Source organism: Flagellimonas marinaquae, from assembly GCF_023716465.1.
GTDB classification, from domain to species: Bacteria; Bacteroidota; Bacteroidia; order Flavobacteriales; family Flavobacteriaceae; genus Flagellimonas; species Flagellimonas alginolytica.
The window spans coordinates 2,299,546-2,311,639 of sequence record NZ_CP092415.1 but is presented as its reverse complement, the minus strand read 5'-3'; the positions used below and the strand labels follow the sequence as shown (position 1 = coordinate 2,311,639).

General features: G+C 41.8%; 10 protein-coding genes. 7 read left to right on the top strand and 3 right to left on the bottom strand.

The window, feature by feature from the left end; translation table 11 throughout:
* Nucleotides 1-22 precede the first annotated feature (22 nt).
* From MJO53_RS10360 to clpX, 5 genes are all read left to right on the top strand, one after another.
* Nucleotides 23-1,522 (top strand): G-D-S-L family lipolytic protein, encoded by a 1,500-nt coding sequence (locus MJO53_RS10360; RefSeq protein WP_252079030.1) that lies wholly within the window; start codon nt 23-25, stop codon nt 1,520-1,522.
* 72 nt (nt 1,523-1,594) lie between these two features.
* Nucleotides 1,595-1,939, top strand: a complete 345-nt coding sequence (locus MJO53_RS10355; protein ID WP_252079029.1) for a phage holin family protein — start codon at nt 1,595-1,597, stop codon at nt 1,937-1,939.
* Nucleotides 1,940-2,038: 99 nt separating this feature from the next.
* Nucleotides 2,039-3,361 (top strand): trigger factor, encoded by a 1,323-nt coding sequence (gene tig / locus MJO53_RS10350; RefSeq protein ID WP_224835397.1) that lies wholly within the window; start codon nt 2,039-2,041, stop codon nt 3,359-3,361.
* Between the two features lie 90 nt (nt 3,362-3,451).
* On the top strand, nt 3,452-4,129 hold the full coding sequence (clpP, locus tag MJO53_RS10345; RefSeq protein ID WP_224835398.1) for an ATP-dependent Clp endopeptidase proteolytic subunit ClpP: 678 nt from the start codon (nt 3,452-3,454) through the stop codon (nt 4,127-4,129).
* 86 nt (nt 4,130-4,215) lie between these two features.
* Complete coding sequence (gene clpX / locus MJO53_RS10340; RefSeq protein ID WP_252079028.1) at nt 4,216-5,451, top strand: ATP-dependent Clp protease ATP-binding subunit ClpX; 1,236 nt, start codon at nt 4,216-4,218, stop codon at nt 5,449-5,451.
* Here the strand turns inward: clpX and MJO53_RS10335 are convergent.
* Together MJO53_RS10335 and MJO53_RS10330 are read right to left on the bottom strand one after the other, a co-directional pair.
* A complete protein-coding gene (locus MJO53_RS10335; RefSeq protein WP_224835400.1) occupies nt 5,448-5,987 on the bottom strand; it encodes a hypothetical protein in 540 nt (179 codons plus the stop codon). The two genes, clpX and MJO53_RS10335, sit on opposite strands and share 4 nt — an antisense overlap.
* A gap of 172 nt (nt 5,988-6,159) precedes the next feature.
* A complete protein-coding gene (locus MJO53_RS10330) occupies nt 6,160-7,674 on the bottom strand; it encodes a GH3 auxin-responsive promoter family protein (protein ID WP_252079027.1) in 1,515 nt (504 codons plus the stop codon).
* A gap of 98 nt (nt 7,675-7,772) precedes the next feature.
* Here MJO53_RS10330 and MJO53_RS10325 point away from each other — a divergent pair, with 98 nt between their 5' ends.
* Nucleotides 7,773-8,567: a DUF2797 domain-containing protein gene (locus MJO53_RS10325; protein WP_224835402.1), complete on the top strand. Its 795-nt coding sequence runs from the start codon at nt 7,773-7,775 to the stop codon at nt 8,565-8,567.
* Between the two features lie 15 nt (nt 8,568-8,582).
* Nucleotides 8,583-9,350 carry a DUF6090 family protein gene (locus MJO53_RS10320; protein WP_252079026.1) on the top strand — a complete coding sequence of 256 codons (768 nt, stop codon included), beginning with the start codon at nt 8,583-8,585 and terminating at the stop codon, nt 9,348-9,350.
* Between the two features lie 31 nt (nt 9,351-9,381).
* Here MJO53_RS10320 and MJO53_RS10315 read toward each other — a convergent pair whose 3' ends face one another.
* On the bottom strand, nt 9,382-12,075 hold the full coding sequence (locus MJO53_RS10315; RefSeq protein ID WP_252079025.1) for an AsmA-like C-terminal region-containing protein: 2,694 nt from the start codon (nt 12,073-12,075) through the stop codon (nt 9,382-9,384).
* Nucleotides 12,076-12,094 lie beyond the last annotated feature (19 nt).

The following is a 12,094-nucleotide window of genomic DNA, read 5'->3' as shown; positions in this document are numbered from 1 at the left end:
TAACTGAAACAGATTTTTTGATATGAAAAAGTTGTATGCCTTACTCCCATTCTTAGGCTTATTCTTGATTGCATGTGAAGATGACACCCCGATCGACACACCAGACCCAACTCCAGTAGAATATACTTCAGGAACAGCAGATTTTTCCAACTACGTAGCCATAGGCAACTCCTTGACCGCGGGCTTCTCGGACAATGCTTTATTTATTGACGGACAAACAGCATCTTTCCCCAATATGCTCGCCACCAATTTTGCCCTTGCAGGAGGCGGAAGTTTTGAGATACCGTTTATGGCCGATAATTTAGGCGGCATGACACTGGGCGGAAACGTAGTTGCCGGCAACAGACTTATACTATCCTTCTTGGGCGCAAGCCCAAGTCCTGTACCTGTTGAAGGACAAGGCTCTACCGATGTAGCCGTTAAATTATCCGGAACATACAACAACATGGGTGTTCCTGGCGCCAAAAGCTATGAATTGTTAGCTCCGGGTTACGGAAGCGTCGCAGGGGTTGCCATGGGCACAGCCAATCCTTACTTCGCACGATTTTCATCCTCGGAGACCGCCACCGTCTTAGGTGATGCAGCAGCACAAGGCGCTACATTTTTCACCTTATGGGCCGGAGCGAACGATATTTTAATTTACGCAACGGGCGGCGGAACAGGAGTTGACCAAACAGGCAACTTGGACCCTAGCACCTATTCCAGAAGCGACATCACCGACCCCAACGTTTTCGCAGCCACCTTGGATGGTATTATTCAAACCATGACGGCCAATGGAGCAGGTGGTGCCATTGCCAACCTTCCCAACGTTACAGATATTCCTTATTTTACCACCGTGCCGCACAATCCAGTGCCTTTGGATGCTCCGACTGCTGCTTTTTTGAACAGCGCCGAAGGCTACGGAGCCTATAATGCAGGACTTGCACAATTACAAGGATTGGGTATAATCACAGAGGACGAACTGGCAAAGCGAACCATATCTTTCTCGGCTGGTGAAGGCAACGCTGTTGTAATTATCGATGAAGATTTGACCGATTTAACAGGCTACAACCCAGCTTTGATCAATATGAGACAAGCCACCGAAGACGATTTAATGGTGCTTACCTCCAGAACATTCATCGGCACTCTTGCCGACCCGAACAACCCAACATCCATTAATGGAGTTGCCGTTCCCCTTGGAGACGAATGGGTTTTGACTCCAGAAGAACAAGCCACCGTGGAAACCGCATTAACAGCATACAACCAGACCATTTCAGGTTTGGCCACAGCCTACGACCTAGCTTTTGTAGATGCCAACGCCTTGCTGAACGAACTGAACACCAATGGTTTTCAGCAAGCAGATGGTAGCAATGTTGACGCAACTTTCGCCACAGGCGGAGGATTCTCTTTAGATGGTGTTCACCCGTCGCCAAGAGGCTATGCCATTGTTGCCAACGCTTTTATAGCGGCAATAAATTCAAAATACGGATCAAATTTACCCAACGTAAACCCTTTGGATTACACCGGGTTATATATTGACTAAACAAACATTATTTTCTTATCTTAAGGGCACCGAATTTCGGTGCCTTTTTTATTACTGACAAAACTAAACACTATGAAACTTATACTGAGACTTCTTTTAAATGCAATAGCCGTAGTAATTCTGAGCTATGTACTACCCGGGGTCGGGGTCGACTCCATGATGACCGCCATTCTAGTGGCTGTTGTACTGAGCATCCTCAACTTCTTGGTAAAACCAATATTGGTAATTTTCACCTTGCCCATTACCATTCTTACTCTAGGGCTTTTTCTATTGGTCATCAATGCCATAATTATTCTATTGGCCGCAAAACTCATCGATGGATTTTATGTAAGTGGTTTTTGGTCGGCGGTAATCTTCAGTTTGTTGCTAGCAATTTTACAGGCCATTTTACACTCCATTTTAAAAGAAGATCAATAGAATTCATTTTGTTTGAGAACCAACGGTTTAAAAACTTGCCGACAATTCAAAAAAGACTTACTTTTGCATCCCATTTTTAGAAAGCAAATTAGGTAGGAAATGAATATAACCAAAGAGCAGATTGACGATCTTAATGCAGTAGTAAAGGTTGCCATAAGCAAAGAAGACTATCAAGACAAAGTAGAGAAAATCCTTAAGGATTACAGAAAACAGGCAAACATTCCTGGTTTTAGAAAAGGTCAAGTTCCTATGGGGCTTATCAAAAAGCAGTACGGCAAAGCTGTTTTGGTGGACGAAGTGAACAAACTGCTCCAAGACAATCTGAACAAATATCTTACCGAAGAAAAGTTGGATGTTCTTGGAAATCCGCTTCCAAAACAACAGGACGATTTTGATTGGGACAAAGACAATCTCGATTTTGAATTTGAACTGGGATTGGCACCGAGCTTCGACGTAAACTTGAAGACAAAAAAAGCAGTGACCCAATATAAAATTGTTGCCGATAAAAAAATGGTCGAGGAACAAGTAGAACGTATCCAAAAGCAATACGGAAAACTGATCTCCAAGTCCGAAGTTGGCAAAAAGGACGAAATTACCGGTACGTTCACCAATCAAGAAGAGGAAATAGAGAACAAGACCACTATCGAAATGGACAAGATCAAAGGCAAAAAAGCCATTGATGCCCTGGTAGGTAAAAAAGTGGGCGACACTGTGACCCTAGCAAGCAAAGGTCTTTTTAAAGAAGACTATTTGTTGTCGAGTGCCTTGGGAATTTCCGCAGACAAAGCCGATGGCCTTAAGATCGATGTTACCTTTACAATAGAAGAGATCAACGAAAGAGAACCAGCTGCCCTGGACCAAGAACTTTTCGACAAATTGTTTGGCGAAGGAAAAGTAAGTTCCGAAAAAGAACTGAAGGACAAGATCAAAGAAGACTCTGAAAAGCAGTTTGAACAACAAGCCGATCAGAAGCTATTGAACGATATCACCGAAAAATTAATTGACGAAACCAAATTCGAGCTTCCGTCCGAGTTCCTTAAAAAGTGGATTCAGATAAGTGGAGAAAACCCCTTGACCGAGGATGAAGCCAAAGAAGAGTTCGAAAAATCCGAAAAAGGACTTCGTTACCAATTGATCGAAGGGAAAATCATTCAAGAGAACGATCTTCAGGTTCAGTTCGATGAACTTAAGGAGTTCGCCAAAGGCTTCATTAAGTCCCAAATGGCTCAATATGGCCACATGGACCCAAAAGAAGAAGAACTGGAAAGTGTTGCCGCAAGGGTAATGAGCAACCAGGACGAAGTAAAAAGATTGTCCGAACAATTGATGAGCCAAAAACTTTTGGACCTTTATAAGGAAAAAGCAAACCTTAAGATCAAGGAGGTGTCCTATGAAGATTTCATCAAGGAAGCGTACAGCTAAGATTCCACTAAAAGAAAATTAAGTATCTTTACGGTGCCGAAAAGCCAATTTTTCGGCACCTTTTTTTTAAGATAAATCGAGTCATATCCTATGGATTACGGAAAAGAATTCAAAAACTACGCTACCAAGCACCATGGTATAAACAGCATGTACTATGATCAGATCATGAGTACAATGTATCCCATGAACATGACCCCGAACATTATTGAAGAAAGGCAATTGAACGCGGTTGCCATGGACGTTTTCTCCAGATTGATGATGGATAGGATTATTTTTATGGGAACCGGGATCAATGATCAGGTGGCCAATATTATACAAGCACAACTACTGTTCTTGGAAAGTGCTGATGCTTCCAAGGACATCCAAATCTATATCAACTCTCCGGGAGGAAGCGTATATGCCGGTCTTGGCATTTACGACACCATGCAGTTTATTAAACCCGATGTTGCTACCATTTGCACAGGTATCGCCGCATCTATGGCAGCCGTTTTGCTATGTGCCGGACAAGAGGGCAAGCGCAGCGGATTGCCTCACTCAAGGGTAATGATCCATCAGCCACTGTCCGGAGCACAAGGACAAGCAAGCGATATTGAAATTGCAGCCCAAGAAGTCTTAAAAATCAAGGACGAGTTATATGAAATCATTTCCAAGCACTCAGGTCAAAGTTTCGACAAGGTTTACGAAGACAGTGATCGTGATTTTTGGATGAAGGCCCCAGAAGCCAAAGCGTACGGAATGATTGATGAAATATTAGTAAGGGAAAAGTAAAACCTCCCAATAGATTACAAAACAACCAGTTAACACAGAACAAATCCATTATTTTTGCGTTATTGATGGTTGAAGAATAAAATTTTATGGCAAAGGAAAATTTGGAATGTTCTTTTTGTGGAAGAAAAAAACCGGAAACCAATTTATTGATCGCCGGTCTGGATGCGCATATTTGCGATAGATGTATAGAACAGGCCCACAGTATTGTGGCCGAAGAGTCCAAACAAACTAAAAATCAAGATCTATCATCCGAGTTGGTATTAAAAAAACCAATGGAGATCCACGATTTCTTGGACACTTTTGTAATCGGACAGGAACGCACCAAAAAGGTTATGTCCGTAGCCGTCTACAACCACTATAAAAGATTATTGCAGCCCAAAGGCAAGGACGAGGATATCGAAATCCAAAAGAGCAACATCATAATGGTAGGGCAAACAGGTACGGGCAAGACCCTTATCGCCAAGACCATTGCCAAAATGCTCAACGTACCCCTTGCCATTGTAGATGCTACAGTTTTAACGGAAGCCGGTTATGTAGGAGAGGACGTTGAAAGCATTTTGACCCGTTTGCTGCAGGCTGCCGATTATAACTTGGAAAAAGCAGAGCGCGGGATTGTATTTATTGACGAAATAGACAAAATTGCCCGTAAAAGCGATAATCCATCGATTACCCGAGATGTATCGGGCGAAGGAGTACAACAGGGACTCCTGAAACTATTGGAAGGCACAACGGTCAACGTGCCGCCCAAAGGTGGACGCAAACACCCGGACCAAAAATTTATCGAGGTAAATACCGAGAATATCCTATTTGTTGCCGGTGGTGCTTTTGATGGTATCGAACGTATCATCACCAAACGATTGAACATGCAGGCAGTTGGGTACAGTGCTTCCAAGGCCGAAGAAAATCTGGATCAAGAAAACATACTCCAATATATTATACCAAAAGATTTAAAGGAATTCGGACTTATTCCAGAGATTATAGGAAGACTTCCTGTACTGACACACATGAATCCTTTGGATGCAAAAACCTTGCGCGCCATTTTAACGGAGCCTAAAAATGCCATCATAAAACAGTACGAAAAACTGTTCGCCATGGACGATATTAAATTCTCCATTACCGATCAGGCATTGGATTACATTGTAGAAAAAGCTGTGGAATATAAACTTGGTGCACGTGGATTGCGCTCTTTGTGCGAAGCCATTTTTACAGACGCCATGTTTACCCTACCAAGCAGCGATGAAACAGAATTCAAGGTTACGAAAGGATATGCAGAGAAAAAACTGTCCTACGAAACAGTTAAAAAACTAAAAGCGGTCTCCTAGACCGCTTTTTTTGTAATATTTTCCAATAACAACAAACTTACATCAGAGATAATCTTTTCATCCGAGTAAAGGGTGTGCCCAAAATTTGGCACAATCTTTAGATTGGCCCCAACACTTTTGGCCCATTTCATTCCTGGTTTTAATTGATCACATTCCCCATAAATCAGTTGCACACCGGGTGGAGCTATTTGGTTTTCCCCCTCTATTCCAGTGGCCGAAATAGCGGTTATCGTCTTGGTGGGCAAACCTTGTAGAGCAGCTTTGTAAACAACGGCGGCACCAGTGCCGAAGGCTAAATAATGGGCCTTCTCCGATTCTTTTCTCAATAAGTTGGCTACCGCTCTCTCCAGACCTTCTTCTTTAAAGGCCTTATCTATATTCTCCTCCGAATAGATGGAAACCTCCACATTTCCCAATTGCTGGCAATCGTGAAATTCAATATCATAATACTGCTGCAAGTAGCCAAAGTAAGAGGCGATCCAAAGACCTTTTTTGGCTCCCCATTTATCCGAGATAACAACAAGCTTTTCCGACATGACTTTTAATGGTTTAGTGTTTTTAAAGTATTGATAGGGGAAAGTTCTTTAATAAACGGCCCAAATCCACTTTTATTTGTTCAAGAGAAAAGTTTTTACGACGAAAGGGATTATTTTACGAAAACGTTTTCGTTACTTCTGTACTGGTTCCTGATGATACCGTAAATCTGGCTTACCCCTTGTTCATTTGAAGAAGTTCCTCGAGGCAATCGCGATCATTGGACAATCTTGGAATTTTATGTTGACCACCCAATTTATTCTTGGATTTCAGCCATTGATGAAACAAATTCTCTTTGGCCAAATGCACCTTTGGCATGTTCAAGGTTATGTTGTTGTACCTTTTGGCCTCGTAGTCAGAGTTGAGTGATTTTAATGCATTGTCCAACATTTCAATGAAATAGCCGACATCTTTCGGTGGTTTTCTAAACTCGATCATCCATTCGTGCGCCCCTTTTTCCTTTCCTGCCATAAAAATGGGAGCTGCGGTATAATCCATAATTTCAGCCTCGGTTTTTAAACAGACTTGCTTTAAGGCTTCCTCGGCATTTTCAATGATCAATTCTTCACCAAACACATTAATATGGTGTTTAGTTCTCCCGGTAATCTTTATCCGATAGGGATTTTTGCTCGTAAACCTCACCGTATCCCCAATTTTATATCGCCATAGGCCGGCATTGGTGGTGATGACCATAGCATAGTTCACTCCGGTTTCCACTTCCCAAAGCGGAATGGCCTTATCCCCTTCTCCATAAGCGTGCATAGGAATAAATTCATAAAATATTCCATAGTCCAACATCAACAGCAATTCGTCGGAACTGTTTTGATCTTGAATCCCAAAAAAGCCTTCCGATGCATTATAAGTTTCATAGTAGTTGAACTTTTTGCGGGGCAACAATTTTTTATATTGATTCTTATATGGGGTAAAACTCACACCTCCATGAAAGTACACCTCTAAATTCTCCCAAAGTTCGAACAAGTGGTTCTTTCCCGTTTTTTCCAAAACTTGGTTGAGCAATACCAACATCCAAGAGGGTACGCCTGCCAAACTGGTCACATTTTCCCTAATACTTTCTTCGATAATGGCCTCCAGCTTGGATTCCCATTCGGTCATTAGGGAGACTTTGTTACTGGGCGTACTGCTATATTCTGCCCAAAGAGGCATATTATCGATCAAAATGGCCGAAAGGTCACCAAAAAAAGTCCCATTGTCCTCGTACAGCTCCTTACTCCCTCCCAGACGGAGACTTTTACCCGTGAACAATTGTGAATTTTCGTTATTATTTAAATAAAGGCACAACAGGTCTTTACTGGATTTGTAGTGACAGTCTTCCAGGGCCTCTCCACTTACCGGGATAAACTTGCTTTTTGCATTGGTGGTCCCGCTGCTCTTGGCAAACCATTTTATAGAAGTAGGCCAGAAAAGGTTCTGTTCCCCACGACGGGTACGCTCGATCATCGGGGCAATATCTTCATAGGTCACTATGGGAACCCTATTGCGGAATTCATCATACTTTGGCAGGTCCTGAAAACCATATTGCCTACCGATCATGGTTTCCTTGGAAAAATCCAAAAGCTTGCGCAACACCTCATCCTGAACATCCAGTGGATATTTTAAAAAAAGTTCAATTTGGTGATAACGTTTGCGTAACAACCAAGAAGCGATGGAGTTGAATAATGGTATCGGCATTTTAGGTATCTTTAACCTGGAAAATTAGATTGGTGCAACAGCTAAAATAACTTTTCTAACACTCATTTTCAAATAAGTCAAATACATTCAATCCAAAAATGCTGTACGAAGGAGTCCTAAGAAAAATGAAAACCGAAATCGGAAACCCCATCCAGTATTTTTTGGTTTTCGAGAACGATTTTATCAATATGAACCAAGCCTTGGACAAAGAGGTTCAAATAGATTTTATCAAATTTCAGTGTTTGAACTGTGGCAGAGACCTGCCTATTTTCCGACAAGGCTTTTGCAAGACGTGCTTTTTTGAAACTCCACTTGCCGGAGATTGGATCATGAAACCGGAATTGAGCACGGCACATTTGGACAAAGCGGACCGTGATCTTGAATTCGAGAAAAAAATGCAGTTACAGCCACACATTGTTTACTTGGCGAACTCCAGCAATGTAAAAGTAGGCGTTACCCGAAAATCCCAAGTGCCGACACGATGGATAGACCAAGGCGCCCACGAAGCCATTGAAATTATGGAAGTGCCCAATCGATATTTGGCGGGCATTACCGAGGTTGCCCTAAAAGCGCACGTGAGCGACAAGACCAGCTGGCAAAAAATGCTTAAAAATGATATCGAGGACGTGGATCTAGTGGAATGGAGGGAGAAGCTGAAATCCAGTATTCCCGAAGAAACCATTGCCTACTTTATAAACGACAAACAAGAAACCTTATTGGAGTTTCCCGTACTTCAATATCCAGAAAAGGTAAAAAGCCTCAATTTGGACAAAACCCCAAGTTACAAAGGAACCTTAAAGGGCATAAAAGGGCAATACCTTATTTTTGATGACAATACAGTCTTCAATGTTAGGAGTAGCGAAGGCTACTTTGTAGGTATAAACATCAGCTGACCAATCCATTCCAAAATGCTCAAGTTTTTCAGAAAAATCAGGAAGGAATTGATAGCCGAGAAAAAAGTCAGCAATTACATTCTTTACGCCATAGGGGAAATTGTTCTGGTGGTCATCGGGATTTTGATCGCACTGGCCATAGATAACGCCAATGAGCAAGGTATCAAACGGGAAAAAGAGCAGATTTACCTTATGGGACTACGGGATGAGTTCGAGACCAGCCAAACCAAATTAAAAGAACTTATATCCTTCAACAGGCAAAGCTATGAGGACTCTAAAACAATTTTGGTCTATATGGTCGACCCCAAAAACCTGCCCGATGAGCAAGAGCTCGCCAATTTGCTGTATAACGCCTTGGCTTTCGATATTTCGTTCAACCCCAACAATTCCCTTTTGATGGAAATGATCAATTCGGGTAGTTTAAAAGACATCTCCAATCCACGCCTTCGCATCCTTTTGACCAATTGGATTTCCAACATCGAGGACATATCGAAGCAAGAAATGATGCTGGCCAATGAGCGGGACAAGATACTGGATATGTTCCGCAGCGAAGAAAACAGCATCAAAACGCTGTATGACCTCACAGGGGTCTCCGATGAATTGGGGATTCCCGCTAGTTCGGACCGAACGAGCAACCGTAATCTTTTAAAGTCGAAAGAGTTTGAGAACAATATGCTTATGTTCATACTAACCAGTATCAAAACGGAAACGTTACATTACAATCCATTGATGCAAAGTATAGATGAGATTCTGAAAACCATTGACAACGAAATCAAGGAATAAAAAAGGGCGATTTTAAAATCGCCCTTCTCATTTAATTCACTGTATCCTTTTTCTTTTTTCCGAGCAGCCCGCCCAATATGGATTTGGCCGCATTTTTAACCTCATCCTTTTCTGTTTTGCTCGTATCCGTTGCCGTAGTATCCTTTTTTCCTCCAAGAATGTTGCCAATGGCCTCTTTTACGCCGCCAGATGTGGTCTTGGTAGTATCGGCTTCATCTTTTTTAAAGACATCGGACAATAGGTCTTTGGCCTTATCCTTTCCTTGACTCACCAATTTCTGCTTTTGCATTTCCACCAACTTACCGGTCAGTGTTTTTACACTCGAAGTCATATCGGTGTTGACGGACGGGTTTGTAAAACTACCTCCAATATTGGCGGTAACGGGAATGGTTACTTCTCCCAAGCTTTGATCGTTCATTTGCGCGATAAGTTTGTTCACTTCTGCACCCAAGTATTTAGCAGGTACGTCCAGAGTGGCTTTGTATTGCATCTGCCTATCAAAAGTATGGCTACCGTCGACATTTATATTGATATCTTTATACTTTATGGTAAAGGGTTTTACTTTAACTGCCCCATTTTCAAAGCTCAAAGCGGTTTTAAGTCCATCCAAATTGATTTGCTTTGTATCCAAAAAATTGAGCTTATTATCCAAAGAAGACACCAAAGGAGCTTTCTGTGCATCCAACTTGGGAGAAAGCAATTCCGCCAGCAAGTTTCCGGAAATGGTTGCCAAATTAGGGGTAAAATCCTCTTTTAGGTTACCCGATATCTTAATATCCGAATTGAGTTTACCTGTCAATGCACTCGCCAAAGGGGTTAACACTTTAAACAGTTCCAGACCAGCAAAAGATTCGCCAATATTAAAATTGTTCATACCGAGGCTTACATCGAATGTAGAAGTCTCTTGTTTGGTGGATACCGCCCCAGAAAGTCCCATAGTACCCCCGAATAAATCCGAAGTAAGATTGTTCACAGTAGCGGTTTCGTCTTTGATCACCAATGTCCCTTTTACATTTTTTAGATCAAGGTTATCGTAGATCACGGTATTTGCAGTAGCATCTATGGTACAATCCAAAAAAGATGGTATTTTGATACGTTCCTCTCCAGCAATTGTAGTTTCCTCGGTCGTTGACAGGTTTTCATCTGCCGTTTCCTCGACCATAAAATCGTTCAGTGCAAATTGGTTCGAGTTCAAGGAAAACCTACCTTCAATATTTTCATTGTTGAACATAAAACCCAGTAAATTTGTTAAAGTTCCCTTGGCGGCAAAATCCGTACTTCCCGTTTTACCTTCAAAAGAATCCAATGTAACGGTGTTGGGATTAAAGGTAAGGGCCGCTTTGTTTATGGCTACAGGGTTTTTAAGCTCCTGCGAAGCATACTCAAAACCGGTCAAAGATGCTTTTCCACTGGTTTTGGTGTTCTGATATTGTTTCTTTTCCAAAGAAGCCATATCGAAAGATGTGGATACGTCGGCATTCAATATGCCTTTAAGGTTATAATCGTCCGGCACAGGATATGCTTGGGAGATGTTCGCCAAGTTTATCCTACCGTCCATGTCGGCGTCTACCTTGGTATTGCCCATTACATCCCTGATCTTGGCCTTAAGATTGAATTTATCCTCATCTATGGCAAAAGAGAGTCTGTTAATATCGACATAGGTATCTTCCGTAATACCAGTTTCGTTGTTTATCTCGGTGTCTATATGCACATTACGGACAGATTTGGGCAAATCGGGAAACTTGAAGGATGCATTATCCGAATTGATCGCAATTTTAAAGGTCGGTATATGTTCTTCATCCACTACTCCTTTAAACACTCCATTCACCTCAAAATTTCCGATGGTCTGTACATTTTCTATGTTACCGGCATAGGTTTCCGGGATTACAGCCAAAAAGTTTTTAAAGTCGGAAGAAGGTGTTTTAAATGCAATGTCCACCTCTTGGTTTTCCTCGTTCACCTTAACAAAGCCATCAAAAACCAGTGGCAATTGGTTCACCAAGGCCTTATTTTCCAAAAAGGTATATTTGTTTTCGCTCAGATCTATTCCGATTAGCGCATCTAGATTGATTTTGTTTTTGTTCAGATATTTTGTGCCATCCATCTCAAAGGATACCAGAGCATCGGTAAGGGTCTTTAGCTCCGATTTTTCCAAAGACAGGTCTCCCGTCCCGCTATGATTCATTTCGATAATAGTCAATAGCATACCACTTGCCATATCCTCATAAACAATTTCGGTATTGTTTATCGCATAGGAGTCCATATTCAATGTAAAACTACTATCAGGATCGCCTGTGGGGTCGGACGTTGGTTCGTTGCTCTCTTTGGCTATATCGTAATTCGCATTGCCTTCCACGTCGGTTTTGATGTGCAACTTGGCTTCATCCACATCCAAAGTTTTGATCACTATCGGCTCATCTGCGGATTTGAACAGTTCTTTAATCGACATGGACAATGCGATCTTAGAAGTAGCAAAAAGGGTATCGCCTTCGAAAGGAGCCTTATTGATCAAGGACAATTGGGTAAGCTCCACATGGGCATTGGGAAAGTTCTTGAGAAGACTTAGGTCGGCATCCTCAAAATCCAATGTGGCATTAATGCTGTTATTGACCTTTGTCTTGATAATTTCTTCAATCTTACCTTGAAGAAATAAAGGGACGGCAATACTAATTGCGAGTAGGATAAGTAGGGTTATTCCAGTAATTTTTAGGACTTTTTTCTTCATACTTGGGTGTTTTACAACA